Annotated in this window: 18 protein-coding genes; 9 read left to right on the top strand and 9 right to left on the bottom strand. The window is 56.1% G+C overall.

The window, feature by feature from the left end:
* Positions 1 to 2: 2 nt before the first annotated feature.
* From GS646_RS19800 to GS646_RS19840, 9 genes are read left to right on the top strand one after another with little or no spacing between them, the layout of a single operon-like run.
* On the top strand, positions 3 to 929 hold the full coding sequence (locus tag GS646_RS19800; RefSeq protein ID WP_171094759.1) for a carbohydrate ABC transporter permease: 927 nt from the start codon (positions 3 to 5) through the stop codon (positions 927 to 929).
* A gap of 1 nt (position 930) precedes the next feature.
* Entirely contained in the window at positions 931 to 1,779 is an 849-nt protein-coding gene (locus GS646_RS19805; RefSeq protein WP_171094761.1) for a carbohydrate ABC transporter permease, read from the top strand.
* Positions 1,780 to 1,801: 22 nt separating this feature from the next.
* The gene (locus tag GS646_RS19810; protein WP_171185486.1) at positions 1,802 to 3,142 is read left to right on the top strand and encodes an alpha-glucosidase/alpha-galactosidase; all 1,341 of its coding nucleotides are present in this window, start codon (positions 1,802 to 1,804) and stop codon (positions 3,140 to 3,142) included.
* Positions 3,143 to 3,200: 58 nt separating this feature from the next.
* The gene (locus GS646_RS19815) at positions 3,201 to 4,907 is read left to right on the top strand and encodes an IlvD/Edd family dehydratase (protein WP_171647201.1); all 1,707 of its coding nucleotides are present in this window, start codon (positions 3,201 to 3,203) and stop codon (positions 4,905 to 4,907) included.
* Positions 4,907 to 5,671 (top strand): SDR family NAD(P)-dependent oxidoreductase, encoded by a 765-nt coding sequence (locus GS646_RS19820; protein ID WP_171647199.1) that lies wholly within the window; start codon positions 4,907 to 4,909, stop codon positions 5,669 to 5,671. Before GS646_RS19815 ends, GS646_RS19820 begins: the two co-directional genes overlap by 1 nt.
* A 4-nt stretch (positions 5,672 to 5,675) precedes the next feature.
* Complete coding sequence (locus GS646_RS19825) at positions 5,676 to 6,563, top strand: 2-dehydro-3-deoxygalactonokinase (RefSeq protein WP_171185483.1); 888 nt, start codon at positions 5,676 to 5,678, stop codon at positions 6,561 to 6,563.
* Entirely contained in the window at positions 6,560 to 7,165 is a 606-nt protein-coding gene (locus GS646_RS19830; RefSeq protein WP_171185482.1) for a 2-dehydro-3-deoxy-6-phosphogalactonate aldolase, read from the top strand. Before GS646_RS19825 ends, GS646_RS19830 begins: the two co-directional genes overlap by 4 nt.
* On the top strand, positions 7,162 to 8,022 hold the full coding sequence (locus GS646_RS19835; protein WP_171185480.1) for an SMP-30/gluconolactonase/LRE family protein: 861 nt from the start codon (positions 7,162 to 7,164) through the stop codon (positions 8,020 to 8,022). The genes GS646_RS19830 and GS646_RS19835 overlap by 4 nt, the downstream gene beginning before the upstream one ends.
* Positions 8,019 to 9,935, top strand: a complete 1,917-nt coding sequence (locus tag GS646_RS19840; RefSeq protein ID WP_171185478.1) for a beta-galactosidase — start codon at positions 8,019 to 8,021, stop codon at positions 9,933 to 9,935. The genes GS646_RS19835 and GS646_RS19840 overlap by 4 nt, the downstream gene beginning before the upstream one ends.
* Before the next feature lie 40 nt (positions 9,936 to 9,975).
* On the opposite strand, the gene GS646_RS19845 is transcribed toward GS646_RS19840, so the two are convergent.
* The 9 genes from GS646_RS19845 to GS646_RS19885 all read right to left on the bottom strand — a co-directional run bounded on the left by GS646_RS19845 (position 9,976) and on the right by GS646_RS19885 (position 20,911).
* Positions 9,976 to 11,241: an ABC transporter permease gene (locus GS646_RS19845; RefSeq protein WP_171647197.1), complete on the bottom strand. Its 1,266-nt coding sequence runs from the start codon at positions 11,239 to 11,241 to the stop codon at positions 9,976 to 9,978.
* Positions 11,238 to 12,158, bottom strand: a complete 921-nt coding sequence (locus tag GS646_RS19850; RefSeq protein ID WP_171185474.1) for an ABC transporter permease — start codon at positions 12,156 to 12,158, stop codon at positions 11,238 to 11,240. The genes GS646_RS19845 and GS646_RS19850 overlap by 4 nt, the downstream gene beginning before the upstream one ends.
* An 11-nt stretch (positions 12,159 to 12,169) precedes the next feature.
* Entirely contained in the window at positions 12,170 to 13,282 is a 1,113-nt protein-coding gene (locus tag GS646_RS19855; protein WP_171094784.1) for an ABC transporter ATP-binding protein, read from the bottom strand.
* Positions 13,283 to 13,398: 116 nt separating this feature from the next.
* Positions 13,399 to 14,523, bottom strand: a complete 1,125-nt coding sequence (locus tag GS646_RS19860; protein ID WP_171094786.1) for an extracellular solute-binding protein — start codon at positions 14,521 to 14,523, stop codon at positions 13,399 to 13,401.
* 126 nt (positions 14,524 to 14,649) lie between these two features.
* Positions 14,650 to 16,635: a beta-galactosidase gene (locus GS646_RS19865; RefSeq protein ID WP_171185473.1), complete on the bottom strand. Its 1,986-nt coding sequence runs from the start codon at positions 16,633 to 16,635 to the stop codon at positions 14,650 to 14,652.
* Positions 16,632 to 18,278 carry an amino acid ABC transporter permease gene (locus GS646_RS19870; protein ID WP_171647195.1) on the bottom strand — a complete coding sequence of 549 codons (1,647 nt, stop codon included), beginning with the start codon at positions 18,276 to 18,278 and terminating at the stop codon, positions 16,632 to 16,634. Before GS646_RS19870 ends, GS646_RS19865 begins: the two co-directional genes overlap by 4 nt.
* Positions 18,279 to 18,343: 65 nt before the next feature.
* Positions 18,344 to 19,093, bottom strand: a complete 750-nt coding sequence (locus GS646_RS19875) for a basic amino acid ABC transporter substrate-binding protein (RefSeq protein ID WP_171185470.1) — start codon at positions 19,091 to 19,093, stop codon at positions 18,344 to 18,346.
* A gap of 22 nt (positions 19,094 to 19,115) precedes the next feature.
* Positions 19,116 to 20,162, bottom strand: a complete 1,047-nt coding sequence (locus tag GS646_RS19880) for a LacI family transcriptional regulator (protein ID WP_171185468.1) — start codon at positions 20,160 to 20,162, stop codon at positions 19,116 to 19,118.
* The gene (locus GS646_RS19885; protein WP_171185466.1) at positions 20,162 to 20,911 is read right to left on the bottom strand and encodes a sugar phosphate isomerase/epimerase; all 750 of its coding nucleotides are present in this window, start codon (positions 20,909 to 20,911) and stop codon (positions 20,162 to 20,164) included. Before GS646_RS19885 ends, GS646_RS19880 begins: the two co-directional genes overlap by 1 nt.
* Positions 20,912 to 20,930 lie beyond the last annotated feature (19 nt).

Below are 20,930 nucleotides of genomic sequence, written 5' to 3' on the forward strand. Positions count from 1 at the left end.
TCATGACCGTTGCCGCCGACATCCCAGAACAAGAAAGCTGGTTTCACCGCAACCAGCAGCGAATTGCGCCGTGGTTGTTTCTGGCACCGGGCCTGCTGTTCTTCATGGTCTATGTGATCATCCCGGTATTCCAATCCTTCAACCTGTCCCTTTACGAATGGGACGGTTTGGGCGCAGCCGAATATGTCGGGTTCCGGAATTACGAAGACCTGTATTGGGAATGGGTGGATCGGGATGCTTTTTTCATCTCGCTGAAAAACAACCTGATCTGGCTGGTCCTTTATCTTCTGGCGATTCCGGCGGGCCTGTTCATTGCATTATTCCTGAACCAGACGGTTTGGGGCATCCGCCTGTACAAGTCCCTGTTTTTCTTCCCGTTCGTGATCTCTCAGGTGGTCGTCGGCCTTGTATTTACATGGTTTTATGACCCGACCTTCGGGCTCTTGAACGAATTCCTTGGTTTCTTCGGCCTTGGCCCGCTGAATGTGCTGGGCGACGAACGGTTCGTAACCTATGGCATCATCTTCGCCGGTCTTTGGCCGCAAACCGCATATTGCATGATCCTGTATCTGACGGGCTTGAACGCAGTGGATCCAGAACAGATCGAGGCCGGGCGATTGGATGGCGCAAAAGGGTGGAGAATGCTGTGGCATATCATCCTGCCACAATTGCGCCCCGCCACCTTCATCGCTTTCGTAGTTACAATCATCGGCGCGTTGCGCAGCTTCGACCTAATCTCGATCATGACCCAAGGCGGGCCCTTCGGATCATCTCGGGTGCTGGCCTACTACATGTTCGAGGTTGCCCTGTCTGAATACGGCTTCCGCATGGGATATGGCGCCGCGATCGCAGTGATCCTCTTCCTCATCATGCTCTGCTTCATCGCCTACTTCCTGTGGTCGATGTACCGCGAAGAAAAGGGGCACTGAAATGTTTCCCAAACCCATCGAAAAACAACCTCGCGCGGCGCAGATCACCTATCAGGCCATGCTGCCACTGGCCCTGTTGCTGTGGCTTGGTCCATTGCTGGCGGTTGCCCTGTTTTCGGTCAAGCCCGCCGCAGACTTCACAAACGCCAATTACTGGGGATTGCCATCAAGCTTTGAAGGTGCGTTCAACTATGGGCAGGTGTTCTTCAACTCGGACATGCCGCGCTATTTGTTGAACTCGTTTATGATCACCGTCCCGACGGTGATCGGAGCTGTCGCGCTAAGCTGCATGACTGGCTTTGCGCTTGGGATCTACAAGTTCAAATCGAACCTCTGGATCTTTTTCATGTTCGTTGCGGGCAACTTCGTACCCTTCCAGATTCTGATGGTGCCTGTCCGTGATCTCACGCTTGAACTCGGTCTCTACAACACCAAAACTGGCCTTGTCCTGTTCCACATCGCGTTCCAGACAGGGTTCTGCACCCTGTTCATGCGGAACTTCATTCGCGCCCTGCCCTTCGAGTTGATCGAAGCTGCGCGGGTCGAGGGTATCAGCGAAATCCGTATCTTCTGGTATGTCGTTTTGCCCTTGATGAAGCCTGCAATCGCTGCGCTCAGCGTGCTGATCTTTACCTTTATCTGGAACGACTATTTCTGGGCCGTTGTTCTAACCCAAGGCGCAGAAAGCCAGCCTGTTACGGCGGGGATCACCAGTTTTAACGCCCAGTTCAGAGCTGCTTACCAATTGATGAGTGCAGGCTCGATCGTCGCAGCCCTGCCGCCTGTTGCCATGTTCTTCCTGATGCAGAAACACTTCATCGCGGGCCTGACCCTCGGTGCAGTAAAATAACGTCAAACCAAGAGTTTGTAAGATGACAAAGATCACCTTTATCGGTGCAGGTTCCACGATTTTCATGCAGAATATCGTTGGTGACACCCTGCTGACCCCTGCACTGGCAAACAGCCACTTTGCGCTGATGGATATTGATCCCGAGCGGCTTGCCGAAAGCGAAGCTGTGGCGCGCGCCATGATCCGCTCGGTCGGCACGGGTGCGACAGTTACCACGCATACAGACCGACGCGCCGCATTGGACGGCGCGGATTTTGTCATCACTGCCTTTCAGATCGGTGGGTATGAGCCCTGCACGGTCACCGATTTCGAAATCCCCAAGCAATATGGCCTGCGCCAAACCATTGCCGACACACTGGGCGTCGGCGGCATCATGCGTGGGTTGCGCACGGTTCCGGTGTTGTGGGACGTCGCACGTGACATGATGCAGCTATGCCCGAACGCAACACTGTTGCAATACGTGAACCCGATGGCAATCAACACCTGGGCGCTGGCTGAGCAATTCCCGGCGCTGAAACAGGTTGGCTTGTGCCATTCGGTTCAAAATACGGTCGAAGAACTGGCCCACGATCTTGACCTGCCCAAAGACGAGTTCCGCTACAAGGTTGCCGGTGTAAATCACGTCGCCTTTTTCCTTAAACTCGAACATCAGGGGCGCGACCTCTACCCCGCGCTGCGGCAAGGTTATGCCAGTGGCCAAATTCCCAAGGCCCCGCTGCTGATGCCACGCTGCCCCAACAAAGTGCGGTATGAAGTCATGGATCACCTTGGCTATTTTTGCACTGAAAGCTCGGAACATCTGGCGGAATACGTCCCGTGGTTCATCAAGGACGGACGTCAGGACCTGATCGAGCAATTCTCGATCCCGCTGGACGAGTACCCGACCCGCTGTGTTGAACAGGTGGCCAACTGGAAAGAACAGGCCAAGACATTGACCGACGGTCGTGACATTGAAGTCATCCGCAGCCACGAATTTGCGGCCGACTTGATGAACGCCGTCGTCACGGATACGCCATACACAGCCTATGGCAACTTGCCCAACACCGGCCAAATTCCCCAACTTCCACCGGGCGCAGCGGTTGAAACGCCCTGCCTAGTCGACAGCAACGGTGTGCAGCCTTCGGTCGTCACCGATATCCCGCCGCAACTGATTGCCTTAATGCGCACTCAGATCAACGTGCAGGAACTGACCGTTCGGGCTCTGATAGATCAGAACCCCGAATACATCTATCACGCCGCCATGATGGATCCGCATACCGCGGCCGAACTCGACCTGCGCCAAATCCGCAATCTGGTGAGTGACCTGCTAACAGCCCATGCCGACTGGCTGCCCGATTGGTGCCGCCCCGCTCGGGCCGCCTGATCTTCATCTTTTTTTGAAATACTCAATTCCAACCACAGCCAAGAAAAGCAACGCAAAAATGACAAAACGCCGCTCACAGCATTGGTACGGAAAGCTCGACAAGGACGGGTTCATTCATCGCTCCTGGATGAAAAACCAGGGCTTTCCCGATCACGCTTTCGACGGGCGACCTATCATTGGAATCTGCAACACGTGGTCGGAATTGACCCCCTGCAATTCGGGCCTGCGCGATCTGGCCGAAGGGGTCAAACGTGGCGTGTGGGAGGCAGGTGGCTTTCCGGTCGAATTCCCCGTTATGTCACTGGGCGAGACACAGATGAAGCCGACCGCCATGCTGTTCCGCAATCTGTTGGCGATGGACGTCGAAGAAAGCATTCGTGCTTACGGCATCGACGGCGTTGTCCTTCTGGGTGGTTGTGACAAGACAACACCGGGGCAGTTGATGGGCGCGGCCTCGGTCGATTTGCCGTCAATCGTGGTCAGCTCTGGCCCGATGCTGAACGGCAAGTACCGCGGGCAGGATATCGGCTCGGGCACAGATGTTTGGAAATTCTCGGAAGCCGTCCGTGCTGGAGAAATGACCCTGCAGGACTTCATGAACGCCGAATCCGGCATGTCTCGCAGTGCAGGCGTTTGCATGACAATGGGAACAGCCTCCACTATGGCATCGCTGGTTGAGGCGATGGGTATGTCCCTGCCTACCAATGCTGCCCTGCCTGCCGTGGATGCCCGCCGTATGGCGCTGGCGCATCTGACCGGCAAAAGGATCGTCGAGATGGTGGACGAAGACCTGAAACCCTCAGACATTCTGACCAAAGAAGCTTTTGAAAACGCCATTCTGGCCAATGCCGCCGTGGGTGGGTCTACCAACGCCGTCGTTCATCTGTTGGCTCTGGCAGGCCGTGTAGGCGTTGATCTGACACTCAAGGATTTTGAGATCGGATCGGAAATTCCCCTGTTGGTGAACTGTATGCCTTCGGGCAAATACCTGATGGAGGACTTCTGCTACGCAGGCGGGGTTCCCGTCGTGTTGAACGAGCTTAAACCCTTCCTTCGCCCGGCAAAAACCGTGTTGAACAAGGACATTTCAGCCCATTACGAAGGGGCCGAGTGCTTCAACACGGACGTCATCCGCCCTTTCAACGATCCGGTGAAACCTGCCGCCGGTCTGCGCGTCTTGCGAGGCAACTTGGCGCCCAACGGGGCCATCGTGAAGCCTTCGGCGGCGACAGATGAACTTCTGGAAACGGAAGCCGAGGCTTATGTTTTTGAAAATATTGAGGACCTGAAAGCCAATATCGACCGGGATGACTTGCCCGTCACACCCGAAACTATTCTGGTTCTGAAGGGCTGCGGCCCCAAAGGGTATCCCGGAATGCCCGAAGTTGGCAACATGCCGATCCCGGCCAAGCTGGTGAAAGAAGGTGTGCGTGACATGATCCGCATCTCGGACGCGCGCATGTCCGGAACCGCCTATGGCACCGTCATTCTGCATGTCAGCCCGGAGGCGCAAGCCGGTGGTACATTGGCACTGGTGAAAACCGGCGACCGCATTCGTATCTCGGCCAGCAAGGGTGAGATGGAATTGCTGGTTGATGCAGTGGAACTGGACGCGCGCCGCACCGCGTGGCAACCGGACGAACCTCACTATACCCGCGGTTATGCGAAACTTTATATCGACCACGTTCTGCAAGCCGATCAGGGGGCCGACCTTGATTTCCTTGTGGGCAAAGACACACGCCTTGTGACCAGAGAGAGCCACTGATGCCACAACCAGCAACATTTCACGACCTGAACGGGGCGTCCGTTTACATCACAGGCGGTGGCTCAGGCGTCGGCGCGACGCTAACCGATGGTTTCATGACTCAGGGTGCTAACGTGGCCTTCATCGGTCGCTCGGATGCCAATGCGTTTGTCGAAGAGATGCGCGACAAACATGGCCGCGCCCCCCTGTTCATGCAGGGTGACATGACTGACACCGAACTGCTGCACGCTACTATGCAAAAAGCAGCTGAGGCGCATGGACCCTTGAACGTGTTGGTCAACAACGCGGCCAACGATCAGCGGCACGCCTTGGACGAAACAACGCCAGAGTTCTGGGACTGGATGATCGAAGTCAACTTGAAAGCGTATTACTTCGCCTGTCAGGAAGCGGCCCGGCAGATGAAAGAAGGCGGAGCGATTATAAATTTCAGCTCGATCAGCTACATGATGGGCAACGCAGGTTATCCAATCTACACGACATCAAATGCCGGAATTACCGGTATGACACGCTCCTTGGCGCGCGAACTTGGGCCGCAGAACATCCGGGTCAACGCGCTGGCCCCCGGCTGGGTCCTGACGCAGAAACAATTGGACATGTGGGCCACGCCCGAGGATTTGGCTGCACATCTGGATCGGCAATGCCTGAAAGAGCATCTGACACCTGACGATATGATTGCACCCACCTTGTTTCTCGCGTCTAAGGCCAGCCGCGCGATGACCGGTCAATGCATGGTCATTGACGGTGGCGTTGTTGTAACGGGGTGATGGGATGAAAGCAGATTGGATCGCTGTTGATTGGGGCACCTCTCATCTGCGGGCTTGGGCTATGCAGGGGACTGAGGTTCTGGATCAGGCGCAGTCCGGTGCTGGTATGGCTCATGTTGGCAAAGGTGGATTTCAAGCGGCATTGCTGGATCTCATTGAAACGTGGCTTACAGATACACGCATCGATGTGATTGCCTGCGGTATGGTCGGAGCACGGCAAGGCTGGGTCGAAGCACCTTATGGCGCTGTTCCAACCCAACCTCTGCCTGGTGCGCCGGTTCAAGTTCCAGACACTGATCGGCGCATCCGCGCTTTTGTCGTGCCAGGGTTGAAACAGGTAACACCACCGGACGTTATGCGGGGCGAAGAAACGCAGATCGCAGGATTTCTTGCCACTCGTCAGAATTGGGATGGGGTGATCTGCTTGCCTGGAACCCATACGAAATGGGTTCAAGTCAGCGCGGGCGAAGTTGTCAGCTTTCGGACGTTTATGACGGGAGAGATGTTCGACCTGTTGTCAGGGCAATCGGTGCTCCGGCACTCGGTTTGCGAAGGTTGGGATAATAAGGCATTTGTGGACGCCGTTGCAGATACACTGTCCAAGCCCGAACAACTGGCAGCACGCTTATTCGGTCTACGCGCCGCAGACTTATTGCAAGGACAGGACAAAGGCACCGCGCGCGCGCAGCTTTCGGGGTTGCTGATCGGTGCCGAGCTGGCCGCCACCCGACCCTATTGGTTGGGGCAACAATTGGCTGTCATTGGTGCCGACGGTGTATCGCAGATTTATGCAACTGCGCTGAAATTGCAGGGCGCGTTTGTCGAAACTGAAAATGCCACTGCGGCAACGCTGGCAGGGCTTGCGCTGGCCAAAGACAAGGTGAATTCATGAGCCGTCCCATCATCGCCATTCTTCGAGGGCTTAATCCGTCAGAGGCCGAAGCCGTTGGGCACGCGATACTTGACGCAGGGATTGACCGGATCGAAGTACCGCTCAACTCGCCCAACCCATTAGACAGCATCGCCATTCTGGCCGGGTCATTCGGGGATCAGGCTTTGATTGGCGCTGGCACTGTAATGTCAGTCGATCAGGTTGAAGCTGTTTCCGCTGCCGGGGGCAAACTGATCGTGTCCCCAAACTATGATGCTGACGTGATCGGACGTTCGGTTGCCTTGGGGCTGCAAAGCTGGCCGGGTATCTACACCCCGACCGAAGCATTCGGGGCCCTTAAGGCCGGGGCCACAGGATTGAAGCTGTTTCCCGGAGTGATGGCAGGCCCTGCCGGACTGGCCGCATTACGCCCGGTTTTGCCTGACGGTGCGCTGGTCTTTGCCGTAGGTGGTGCGGGACCTGAGAATTTCGATCAGTGGATCAAGGCCGGTGCGGATGGGTTCGGGATCGGATCGGCGCTGTATAAACCTGGGATGGACGTGACCGAGATCGCTGATCGCGCCCACCAGATCGTTGCCGCCTATGACAAGGCGGCGGGATGAGCACTGTTTTCGATGATCGCCCCTGCGAACTGGGCGAAGGCCCTTTGTGGCACCCCGAGCGGCAACAGTTGTATTGGTTTGACATCATCGGCAAACGCCTGATGACCCGTGACGGGCAAGAACCGCATAGCTGGGCATTTGATGAACATGTCTCGGCCGCCGGGTGGGTAGACCGCGATACGCTGGTTCTGGCGTCGGAAACGGGGCTTTGGCGTTTTGACCTCAACACTACGGACCGCAGCCTGATCACGCCATTGGAGGCAGACAATCATGTGACCCGCTCAAATGATGGCCGCGCTGATCCTTGGGGTGGCTTCTGGATCGGAACGATGGGGAAGGAAGCCGAACCCGGGGCAGGATCGATCTATCGGTTCTGGAAAGGCGCGTTGAGGTGTTTGGTTGCGGATGTGACAATCTCAAACGCAATCTGTTTTGCTCCGGATCGGTCGGTTGCATATTTTTGCGATACCGTGACAGGGCAGGTTCGGCGTTGGAAGCTGGACGCGGAAACCGGTTGGCCTGAAGGGGATCATACGGTCTTTCTGGACCTTCGGGCCGAAGGGTTGAACCCCGACGGTGCTGTGGTTGATGCCGCTGGCAACGTCTGGATTGCCCAATGGGGTGCCAGCCGGGTTGCGTGCTACACTCCTGATGCACAATTCCTAAGCGCTGTGGCAATGGACGCAGCGCACACTTCCTGCCCGGCTTTTGGCGGCAGTGATCTGAGCACCCTTTTCTGCACAACAGCACGTCAGGGGTTGAGCGCTGACGAAATCGAAGCGCAACCAAACAACGGAAAGACCTTTGCCGCGCTGAATGCCGGGCGGGGTCGGGCAGAACACAGGGTCATTTTATGAAGCCGGAACTTGGCGTTTGCTATTATCCCGAACATTGGCCCGAGGCGATGTGGGCGGAGGACGCCGCACGCATGATCGGCACCGGCCTGACCTGGGTTCGGATCGGTGAGTTTGCATGGAGCCGTATGGAACCTCAGCCGGGACATTTGCAACTCGATTGGCTGGACCGTGCGATCGAAACACTTGGTTCCGCTGGCTTGAAGGTCGTGCTGGGCACGCCAACGGCGACACCGCCCCGCTGGATGGTGGATAAACACCCGGATATGCTTGCCGTGGATGAACAGGGGCACCCACGCAAGTTTGGGTCGCGGCGGCATTATTGCTTTAGCCATCAAGGCTATGTCGATGAATGCTCACGCATTGCCCGTATCATGGGCGAGCGATATGGCCACAACCCACACGTGGCCGCATGGCAGATCGACAACGAATATGGGTGCCATGACACGACGGTCAGCTACAGTGCCCCTGCTCTGCACGCGTTCCGACAATGGCTTGCGAAACAATACGGGTCGATCGAAGCGCTCAACACTGCATGGGGCAATGTGTTTTGGTCGATGGAATACGCCAGCTTCGATGAGATCGACCTGCCCAATCAAACCGTGACCGAACCGAACCCGGCCCACGTTTTGGCGTTCCGGCGGTTCAGCTCGGATCAGGTTGTGGCGTTCAACAAGGCTCAGGTTGACGTCTTGCGGCAGCTGACCGACGTCCCGCTGCTGCACAATTACATGGGCCGCGTTCTGGATTTCGATCACTTCGAGGTCGGCGCAGATTTGGATATCGCCACCTGGGACAGTTACCCAATTGGGTTTTTGTCGGATCGGCTGGAAGATGACGACGGGCACAAGGTCGCTTTTCTGCAGCAAGGCGATCCGGATATGCAGGCGTTTCATCATGACCTTTACAGGGCCGTCGGACGCGGACGTTGGTGGGTGATGGAACAGCAACCCGGTCCCGTAAACTGGGCGCCTTATAACCCGGCGCCCCTTCCCGGAATGGTACGGCTGTGGTCTCTTGAGGCCGTTGCTCATGGCGCTGAAGTGGTGAGCTATTTTCGTTGGCGACAAGCCCCCTTCGCGCAAGAGCAGATGCACGCAGGCTTGTTGACGCCGAATAACCGCCCCGCGCCTGCTTTGACCGAAGCCCGCCAAACCGCAGATGCACTGTCAGAATTGGGTGAAGTGCGGCAAGAGCAAGCCAAGGTGGCTATCGTGTTCGACTATGCATCGGACTGGGCATGGGCCACTCAGCCGCAGGGGGCCGGGTTTGATTACTTTCGATTGGTCCTCTCGGCCTATCGCGCGCTGCGCCGCGTGGGGATGTCGGTGGATTTCGTATCTACTCATGACCTCTCAGGAAAATACGATCTGATCCTTGCGCCGGGTCTGGCGACGCTTGGTCAGGATTTGGAGAGCCGTCTGCAATCGGCATGTAAACTCGCCATCCTTGGCCCCCGAAGTGGTGCCATAACGGGCGATTTCCAAATTCCCGAGAATGGCCGCCCCGGATTGAGTGCATTGGACTGTGACGTCGATCTGGTCGAAACGCTTCCTCCGACGGTTGAGCGACCTGTTAACGGCGGTGGCGCGGCGTTGCACTGGGTTGATCGACTGTCAGGTTCCGCCACGGACATGCTGAATTTCGAAGATGGGGCAGCCGCGCTCAAAGGGGAAAACAGGGTTTGGTATCTGGCGGGGTTTCCTGACGAACAGCTTTGGGATCGGGTCATTGCGATGGCGGCAAGGCACACAGGGTTGAGCGTGCAGGCCATGCCTCAAGGCCTGAGGATGCGCGAGACAGCTGATCATGTGTTTCTGATCAACTACAACGCAAACCCGGTGATCTGGAATGGGCAAACTGTTCAAGGCTGCGATGTCGCCATCCTGAAACGCAATCCGCCCGGACAGGGTTGATCCTGATCCGGGCGGATGCCTTGGCTATCAACCGGCAAAGTTAGTCGTCGTTTTGCAGGCTGTTGGGGTCGAAGACGTTGCCGAACCCGCTGTTGTTCGATGGGGCCGGGTCGGCCTCGGACGAACCATCGTCGCTTTCGTCTCCGCCCAGAGAGTTGGGGGCAAACACGTTTCCAAAGCCACTGTTGTTCGACGGCTTCGGCGTGGACTGTGCCCCGCCCTGTTCGGCTTCTTCGGCTTCGCGCTGCTTGCGGCGCTCTTCGCGTTGCTCGCGCAGTTGCTGAATGCGCTGTTCGGCCTCCAGCTGTTTCTGCTCGCGTACGTCAGCAATGCACTGACCAGGGTCGTAGGCCGTTGCGGTGCCGACAACCGTGATCGTTGCAATCGCAAAAACAACCACCAGAACCGCAGCTGCGTTTCCAGCAAAGAAGCTGGGCAATTTGATCTTGCCTGCCAGTTCCTCAACCGTTGCGTTCTTGCGCGCCGCTGCCACCAGTTCCTGACGCTTGAGTTTCGCTTCATTCAGCAAAGCAAAGAACACCGTTAATGCCACAATAATGAACGCCAGCGCTGAAATCGCGGGTGTGATACCATAGCGAACTTTTTGGGCCAGCTCGATTGTCAACGTCGGGTATTCACCAAACGTAAAGGTGGTGGTGTTGTAGTTCTCGAACGAAGCGAGGAATGCCAGCACCGCCGCCGAGGCAATCGCCGGGCGCATGAACGGCAGCAAAATCTTGCGGAACGCCTGTGCGTGGCTGGCCCCAAGGTCCAATGCTGCTTCGGTCAGGGCAATATCGTAGCGCTGCAATCGCGCCACCAGCACCAGCATGCAATAGCTTGCGATAAAGGTGGACTGGCCGATCACCGTCAGGAAGATACCGTTCGACAGAAAGCTATCTGCACCCAACCCCAGCATCCGGTTGATCCGGTCCCAGAACACCAGAGTCGAGATACCCAGAACCACACCGGGGATCAGGATTGGCGCAATGACGATAGTATAGTAGGTCGCGCGCAGCTTGGGCCAGATCTGCGTCAGCATCAACGCGCCCGCCAGTCCCATTGCTACCGACAGGATCACTGTCCCCAGACCGACAATCACCGAGTTCTTGATGCCGTTCAGGATACGTTGGTCCTGAAACAACTCACCAAACCACTGGAAGGTCAGGCATTCCCATGGGCTCATCCTTGGGAAACCGGATGAGTTGAACGCGGTGATCGACATGATCACAAGCGGTCCCAGCAGATACAGGAAGAAGATCGCCAGATATGCCCAGACGCTTATACGGAGGAAGGAATTGTTCATTTCCCGATATCCCCCATGTTCACCTTGAACAGGCGCATGACTGCCAGCACGAACAGGATACACGTCACCAACAGAACGATGGCGTAGGCGGCACCCTGAGGCCAGTCATTGTTGTCGTTGAACTGCTGATAAATCAGCTGCGTGAACCAAAGCGACGACGGTCCGCCCAGAATCTGAGGTGCGGCCAGCGCACCGGCACTGAGCATGAAAACCATGGTACAGCCTGAACTGATCCCCGGCTTCGCATAAGGAATGACCACACGCCAGTGAATCCGCCACCACGGCGCACCCAGGTCACGGGCGGCCTCGATCTGGTTTTTATCGAGACTTTCTATGACGTTATACATCGGGAAGACCATCAGAAGGATATAGGCGTAACCCAGACCGGCATAGAGCGCGATGTCGTTTCGGATAAAATCAAACGGCGTATCCCAGATTCCCAAGCCCATGAACAACGTGTTCAGCACTCCGGTTTCACCAAAGATGATCCGCAGGGCAAAAGCCCGCAGGATTTCGTTGATCCAGTAGGGGATGATCAGCATGATCGCAAAGATGCGGATATGGCTGCCTTCGGATTGCCCAAGGTAATAGGCGATTGGATAGCAGATAATCAGGTTGAAGATCGTCACACAAACTGCTGCGACAAGGGTGCGGAAAAACACCCTCAGATCGACTGTGTTGTAGTCCTGACTGCCACCTTCCGGGCCGTAAATCAGATACTTGTAGTTCTCAAGCGTATAGACGTCCTTGGGGCCGCCGATCTCGGGCGGCGGAAGGTTCGGACGGAACGAAAAGTCCAGCATCGATAGCTGCGGTAGGATAATCAGGCCGATGGTCCAAAACAGAACCAGACCCAAGATCGCCAACCCCATGCCCGTGCCATTGCGGTTGAAGAATTCTTTTAGAAACTGGGGCATCTGCTACACCCCTACTCTGCGGCCAGTTCACCCGCTGGCACCAGAACCGCATTGCGGGTCTCGTATTCCAGCGTGATAGTCTGGCCGGTGTGGTCTTCAAAGGACTGTCCGAGGTTTGGCAGAGACACTTTGATCTCTTTGCCACCATCGCCTTCGGTGAAGATATTGAAGACGTTTCCTTCGAACTCCTCGTGCTTAACCCGGGCGGTCACGAAATGGTCCCCGGTGCTGCCATCCGGAGCGATGGTAAAGGCTTCTGGGCGCACGAACATCATTGCGTCGTCGCCTTCTTTCATCTTGCCCTGATTGGCTGTTGAAATGCGCGCCACCAGTTCGCCCGATCGGTTGGTCGCAATCAGCGCCTCATTTCCCATGACTTGTTTAATTTTACCGCGGAATACGTTGTTTTCGCCAACAAAAGAGGCGGCAAACGCGGTGTTCGGGTCGTTGTAAATAGTTTTGCCATCCGCAATCTGATCAATCACGCCTGCACGCATGACCGCGATGTTGTCCGACATGGTGAGCGCCTCACCCTGATCGTGGGTGATGTAGATAAAGGTGATGCCCACGCGCTGCTGAATCTCACGCAGCTCGGTCCGCATGTGCTGACGCAGTTTCAGGTCCAGTGCCGACAGCGGCTCATCTAACAGCAAAACATCAGGCTCAGCGCAGAGCGCACGAGCAATGGCCACACGTTGGCGTTGGCCACCGGACAGTTCGCTGGGCAGTTTGTCGCCCTGTCCCGGCAGCGCGATCATGTCCAGAAGCTCATCGGCTCGCTTACGACGTTCGGCTGCACTGGCGCCTTTAATTTCCATCGAAAAAGTAATGTTTTCCCACACTTTCATCAGCGGAAACAACGCCAGGTTCTGAAAGATCAACGCCGTGGGTCGCTTGTTAGGGCCGATGCCACGCATGTCATTGCCGCCGATCAGCACTTTGCCTTCACTGGGCTCCAGAAAACCTGAAACGGCGCGCAGGATCGTCGTTTTGCCACAGCCCGATGGCCCGAGAAACGAAAAGAAATCGCCCCCGTTGATGTTCACATTCGCGTCCCGCACAGCGACGAAATCACCAAAGCGGATCCACAGGTTTTCAAGATCGACGCCGACCCCTGCACTCATTTTAGGTATCTCCCTGAGGCGCGCATTGTCGTCACACCACATTGCTTTCCGTCACGCCGGGACGGCGCGCAGATTGTGGCCCCCCGCGGTTTGCGGAGGGCCGTTTTTCTAAGCGGTTAAGCGCTTTTGAACTTGTTGACGAACTCGGTCCGTGTTTCAGCATACCAAGGCGCTTCGGCCGGCCACGGGTTGAGGTTGGCCAGCGAGTCCCCCGGATAGGCTTCGGCAAAGTTCTTCTTGTAAGTGTCGCCCGAATATTGATCGGCACCCAGAACCGGCGAGTTGTAGCCGTGGCTGTCGATAGCAACACCAGCAGGTTTCGCCTGATAGGCAAAGTCAATGAATGCGTAGATCTGATCGATATTCGCAGCACCTGTTGGAATCGACATACCGTCAACCCAGGCCATCGCACCTTCGACAGGCGCCTGGTAGTGCACTGGCTCGCCGGCGGACTTCAGCGCCAGTGGCGGGCCGTCCCAAGTTTGGCCAACGATCACACCTTCGTTCAGCAGACCGTTCTTCTGCGTATCGGCGTCATTCCAGATCAATTTGATACGATCCTTCCGCGCGATGCACCAGTCAGTGATCTGACCCCAGACCTTGCGCATTGTGTCTTCGTCACCATACGCAGCCCAGACCGAGCCCGGCTCCATTTCGCCAGAACGCTCCATGAACAGACCCGCACCCAGCATCATCGAATGCGCGCGACCCATTGTCTTGCCCGCGTTTTCTTCCGACCAGACATCGCCATAAGACGGCGCATCACCTTCCGGCAGCCACAAATCGGTGCGATACGCGATGCCTTCTGTGCCCCAGATATGCGGCAGCCAATGCGCGCCTGATCCGCCGAAGTTCCAAGCGTCAGTACCGATCTTGGCCATTGCCGGGTTCACCAGATCAATCGGAACCTTGTTCATGTCAAAGGGTTGCAGCAGCTCCAAAGGTTCCCACTGCAAAGAGCGGTTGTTGGTGGGCGAGACAATGTCAAAGCCCTGGCCCTTGGTGGCCTTCATCTTGTTGATGATTTCTTCGTTCGAACCGATGCCGGTGTAGTTAACTTTGATGCCGGTCAGGGTCTGAAACTCTTCGATAAAGCTGGGTGGAAGATAGTCCGACCACATCAGAATGTTAATCTCACCCGAAGACGCCAGCGCGCTCTTGCTGTACAGCGGTGCCGCCAAAGCAGCTGCGCCCGCGCTTTTTAGCACCGAGCGTCTGGAAAGAGTCGATTTATCAGCCATTAGAATTCTCCCATTGATGGACTGTTTTGTTTTTATTTTTTGTTTATAGGACTTTCCGTGTCAGTACGGCAGTCCAAAAGTGACAGTTTTTAGAAATCTTAAGTCCAGTTCCTTACAAGAACACGTTCAGATTGTTCTTTTTGGTGTCACATCTTCTTGCCAAACAGCCAAATCCCTGGCGCCTACTGGGTCAGCGCCCAACAAAAATGTGCGGTGCTCTCCATCGGGCAAGTGTTTCGGAACGTCCCCAAAATTGAACGCAAATTGCAAGTTACCACGTCGGGTCATACGAATGTCAGGATCGCATTCCAAAGTGCTTATGCCAGCCCATTCCATTGCCTGTCGCAAAATGGACAAAAGCAATCTGTCGCGAGGGATCATGGCCAAATAGATCGCCCGGTCTGATCGAACGACCGCGGGGCTTCCGTCGCAATAGGCGCTGTCAAAGCGGGCAAGAACGTATTCCTTGGTCTCGACAATCTCGCGCCATCCACAGAAAGCAAACCGTTGACCGTCGGCCAGTTGCACAGTCTCTTGCGCCAAATGTGGAAGAGACTCGACACGGGTCACACGAACTCCGGTCAGCGCGGCCAAAGCACCGGGTGCGAGGTTTTCTGGGGTATGCATCCAAGGCGTTTTGCTGCCGGACCGCGCCCCGATCACCAGTTTCGCACCCGAATCAGAAATTCTGGCGGCAAGGTTTGCACTGACAATCATGCTCTGAGGAAGAAGGATCAGCGCGTAGCCATCCAAGTCATCTTCCGGCCCGAGGAAATCGACGTCTGCGCCAAGCTGGCGCAAGCCCGCATACCATTCTCGGAAAATATGCGCGTTCGGAAAGTCCTCATCATGTGGCAGGATGTCCGCCGCCCAGATCGAACTATAGTCCAGCAGTATCGCCACCTTGGCTTTGCACCGTTCAACGGGGGGCAGCGCGTTGCGATCTTTCACGATCTGAGCCAGTTCTGTTGCGGCTTGATCCGGGCTGTTATCTGAACGCAGCAAGGCAGTGTGGTATTGTTCCTGTGCAAGTTTTGCTTGCCGCCAGCGAAAGAACATAACCGCTTGCGCCCCATGAGCATAAGCCGCCCAAGTCCAAAGCCGCACCATACCCGCAGCCGGAGCAGGATTCTTAGCCGCCCAATCCACCGGCCCCGGTTGCTGCTCCAGAATCCACATCCGGCCACGTCCCTGACTGCGATACAGATCGCAATGAAAGCCCTGATAATCTGGAGCACCTGTTCGCAGATAACGACGCTTTTCGTCATCGGATAAGGTTGAGCCCATCAGGTTCCCCAACGGATAGCTGTCGAATCCGACAACATCCAAATCTGCAGCGACGGCATGGTGGTCAAACTCGAAACTGCCGGCCATGAAGTTGTGCGTGATCTCGCGGCCCGGAGCGTATTTCCGCAGAACGTCGACTTGCGCTTTGTTGAACAGACGTACCCTGTCTGAAGAATACCGCATGAAGTCCAGCGCTTGCGTCGGGTTCGGGGCAGCAACCAAGCCGATTGGCAGCTCGATTTGCTCAAACGTAGAATAAAGCGATCCCCAAAACACTGTTCCCCATGTCTGATTCAACGCGTCGATAGTTCCGTATTGCTGTTCCAGCCAGCGCCGAAATCCGATGCGTGCCGCTTCTGAATAGCTAAGCACCGTACCGTGGTCATTGTATTCATTATCGATCTGCCAGGCGTGGACCTGAGGGTTTGTTCCATACCTGCGGGCATATTCGGTTGCGATCCGTTGGGCTTCGGACAAATAGATTTCGCTGGAAAAGCAGTAATGCCTGCGCGCGCCATATCCTCTGACCCGACCGTCCGGCCCGACTGGCAGAATTTCGGGGTGCTCGTCGATCAGCCACTTTGGCGGGGCGGCCGTGGGGGTCGACATCATGACCTTCAGCCCGGCATCCCCCAAAATTTCGACCACCTCATCCAACCAATCCCAACGGAATTGCCCGCGCGCGGGTTCGATCAGACCCCAGGTGAATTCGGCGATCCGCACCCAATCCAACCCCATCTCGACCATGCGTTTGGCGTCGTCACGCCATTGGGATGGATCCCATTGCTCGGGGTAATAGCAAACCCCCAGTTCCAGCTTGCTCATCTATCGTCCTTTGCGGTGCGCCGCTCGATCCACTTCAAGAAGCTGGCGCATCCCAATGTAATCACGACGTAAAGGATGGCCGCTGTGTTAAATGGGGCGAACGGCAGGAAACTGGCGGCTTGAAACTCTCGCATTCTCTGGGTCATGTCCCGGACCGAAAGGATCGACAGCAAAGAGGTGTCCTTGATCATCGCAATGAATTCGTTACCCAAAGGCGGTGTCACAATCCGCAATGCCTGTGGCAGGACGATCAGCCGTGCAGTTTGCCACCGAGACAGCCCCAGAGAACTGCCCGCTTCCAACTGTCCTTTAGGGATCGCCTCGATTCCAGATCGGAAGATCTCGGCCATATAGGCGGAATAACCCACCGAGATGGCGATGATCCCGCGTGTCATATTCGTCATGTCTATGCCGCCCCCTGTGGCGTCCTTGACCGCACCGGCCAGCGGCAAACCTATGTAGAGAATGATCACCAGCATCGGGATGCCCCGGATGGTATCCACAAAGAACTCGGCCCCGACGGCAAGCGGGTGCAATTTATGCTGCGCTCCGCCTATGGTCAGCGTTAAAAGCAGAAAGCCAAAAACTGCAAAAGCCAGCGCCGGATTGCGAAACTTGTCCGGCAAAAAGCTGGTTTGCCAGAGCACAGGATAACCCTGAGTATGCGCCTCAACCGGGACAAATGCCCCCGACACGCTGTCAACGGTTTCTATTTGCTCAAGCGCCGCCGCTGCGTCTGTGGCGCTGCGAATGCGATAATTTTGTTCTCCGCCACCTTCGAATTCACCGAAACGGATAATGTCTGCCTGCGCCTGCGGGGTGCCGCGCACAATGGCAATGCGGGCGTCCGTGCTGCCAACAAGGACATAATTCACCTGTGGCTGCATGAAGAAGAAGGTCGAAACGCCCAAAAGACCCAAGCTTATCGCACCATAGACCATCGTTGTGCGCGCTTTGGGTTTGAATGACTGTAGCCCAACCCAGATAAGCCCAAGGATAGCGGCGAAGATATAAGCAAAGATCGCTGCGCGGAACGTGATCGCAACCCCGGTGGCGAATTGCCAATGGGCCATGAACATCAGGTAGAACAAAGAAGCTCCGGTCAGAACCTCAAACCCAATTTGCACGAAACTGCGCAATGGATTGGCCAGACGACCCGACACAAAGCACAGCGCGACGACAACCGCGTAGATCGCCAGCAAAATCTGTAAACCTGTCTGGACCTGATTTACCACTTCGGGGAACAGAACCCAGGTCTGGCTGGATCGGTCAATCAAAGTTGAAGTGTTTTCGTTAAGTGCATGAAAAAACACTGACTCGGCGAAAGGTAAAAGAATCTGAGGCGCAACAAAGGAAAGGATCGACAGCCCGACCGCAACCGGAAATGCCGCTATTGCTGAGACACGCAACCAGGCTGGCGCCTGCAACTGGAAACGAGAGTGGCGGGCGCAGAGATAGCCCAGGGTCGCCGTTGTCAGGATCAGCAAAAACCCGACAAAGATAGGCCCCGCATTGTTGCCGATCCCCAGGATGGCAACCAGAGATCGCAAATACTTGGATGAGGTGGCAAACAGGTAAATGATGAACGGCGCGGCAGCGAGCAACACAAGGTTGCTCGGGCGGATCGAGCTCAGGCGCGACATGGGGTTCTCCGCTAAGTCAAAACCCCGGCGAATAAACTCCGCCGGGGCTGTAGGTGTTCAGAGGATCAGTTGGTGCCCCAGTATTGGGCCATCAGCTTGTCCAGCGTGCCGTCTTCCTTGATGGCGGCGAGGCCAGTGTTGATTGCGTCGACGGTTGGGTCGCCTTCCTGAAAAACAATACCCAGCGGGTCGGACTGCAGACCGGTTATCCCGACCGTCAGTTCGCCAGCAAATTCCTGCTCGTATGCGGATGCAGATGTGCCATCGATAATCACACCCTGAACGTCTGCGTTTTGCAGCGCTAGAATGGCCGCCGAGAAGTTGTCATACAGGCTGACATTCTCACGGCCCACCAATTCTTCGGCCAGTTGCGCATTGGTCGTTCCGGTTTGTGCGGCAAGCTTCTGACCACCCGCCTTGAAATCGTCCAACGTCATGTCCTCGTTGTCGACCTGAAGCAGGATCGCCTGGCTGACAACGATGTATGGCTCGGAGAAATCCATTGTTTCTTCCCGCTCCGGCGTGATTGAGACGCCCGAAATCACCAGATCGAACTCGCCTTGCTGAAGGGCTGCAAAGATGCCATCCCACGCCGTGTTGACGAAGTTTGGAACGCAGTTCACGCGCTCGCAAATGGCGTTCATGACGTCAACGTCAAAGCCCACAATCTCACCGGTTGTTTCATCCACGGTTTCCATCGGCGGATAGGTCGCGTCCGTCCCGATCTTGAGCACGCGACCTTCCAGATCAGCGGCAAACGCTGCGGGCGCTGTCATCGCGGCAAGCGTCGCCGCGGCAATTAGGTGTTTGAACATGTTTGGTCTCTCCTCTGTTGGTCTAGGTTACTTGCGCATCTTGTGACGCAGGTGTGTCAGGTTGCCGCTCGATCAGTTTGGCCCTGATCTTTTTTTGAATCTCTGGCGGGTCAGCGCCGTCCAAGGCTTTCAGCATGAACTCTCCCAACAGGCGGCTCGTTTCACCAATGGGCAGGTAATAGGTGCTGGGCGGGGGCACAAAGTACTGGCTGAGTTTCAGGTCATCGTTTGAAATGACTACAACGTCCTGCCCTACCCTCACTCCTGTTTTGGCTGCGGCTGACAAGGCGCCAAGGGTCATCGCCTCGTTAGCGCAAATTATAGCGCTTGGTGGGTTCGGCAGTTTCAATAGTGCCGAAAAGGAAACTTGGCCTGTCTCTGCTGTCGTTGGCCCGGTTTCTATCAGTGTCGGGTCGAAACCTACCCCTGCCTCTGACAAAGCATCTGCATAACCCTTAAGTCGTTGTTGCGCATAGATCAGATCATCAGGAGGGTTGATCAATGCGATCCGAAGATGACCCAGGCGGATCAATCGCGCTGTCGCATCGAAGGCAGCCGCCTGACTGTCGAGGTCTACATAGGCATGCGGCCGGGTACTGTCGCTCATACCATATGTGACGAAAGGGAATCTTTTGGCCTGCAAATATGCGATGCGCGGGTCGTTCACACGGGTGCCCGAGAAGATCACGCCGTCGGCCAAACCCTCTTGCACGATTGAGCGCAAGGTCTCCAGCTCAGTGTCGCTTTCGCTGATGCTGAAAACGCTGAGTTGATAGCGCGACCCCTGAACCGCGCCTGAAATTCCGGCCAAAATACGCGTGAATTCTACGCCTTCCCATTCCTCGGCGGACTCTTCCGACACGCTCACCAATACCGCGATCCGATAGGATTTGTTGGTGCGCAGCTTGAGCCCATCCAGGTTGACGCGATAGCCTAAGGCGGCGGCGGCCTTTTGAACCTCCTCCCGCGTTTCTTGTTTCACTGACGGGGCATCCCGCAACGCGTTCGAGACTGTGCCAACAGAATAGCCTGTCTTCTTGGCAATCGATTTGATCGTCGCCCGCGCCATCAGGTGGCCCCGATCAGCTGTTCGGTCAGGAACATCCGCCCTGTGTTCAACGTGCGTCTGTGATTAGAACTTTCGTCATGTTCTACAAACAGATCGGTGCAGTTGCTGTGCGCGAGGGCATTTAATGTGGCACCCCAGTCCACAACGCCCTCACCCAGATCGCGCCAACATTCGTCACCTGTCCCAGCATCCGGATCGATGTCTTTTGCATGGACCGACAGGATTCGGTCCGCGTGGAGAGTGAGTGTTGCCGCAGGGTTCAGGCCAGCAGCTTGCAGCCAGCCGACATCCGGCTGCCAATAAACTTTCCCCTGAGCCAGTATTTGATCCAGAGGCGTTTCACCGGGGTTTCCCACCAAATCAAAATCATGATTGTGATAGGCAAGGCGGATGCCGTGTTCACTAAGCTGATCAGCCCATTCAGACAACTGGCCCGACACTGCCATCCATCCCCGGGCAGTGTCGGGCCGCACCTGGGGCGCCAGCCAAGGCATGACGGCCACCTGGCATTCCAAAAGACCCAGAACTTCGACGACCTCGTCGAAACGGGTGTCGAACTCTTCCCAGTCAAAATGCGCCGACCGAACATTTAAACCCGATTGATGAACAATGCGTGCCATCTGCCGCGGGCTGAGATCATGCAGGCCAGTGGTTTCGACATCAGTAAAACCGCAAGCTGCAACCAGACGCAGCTGATCTGACAGATCGCCACATTGCCGGACGGTATAAAGCTGGGCTGAAACTCTCATTCACCACCATTGAAACGTT

The sequence above is a fragment of the Ruegeria sp. HKCCD4315 genome (assembly GCF_013112245.1).
GTDB lineage: Bacteria > Pseudomonadota > Alphaproteobacteria > Rhodobacterales > Rhodobacteraceae > Ruegeria.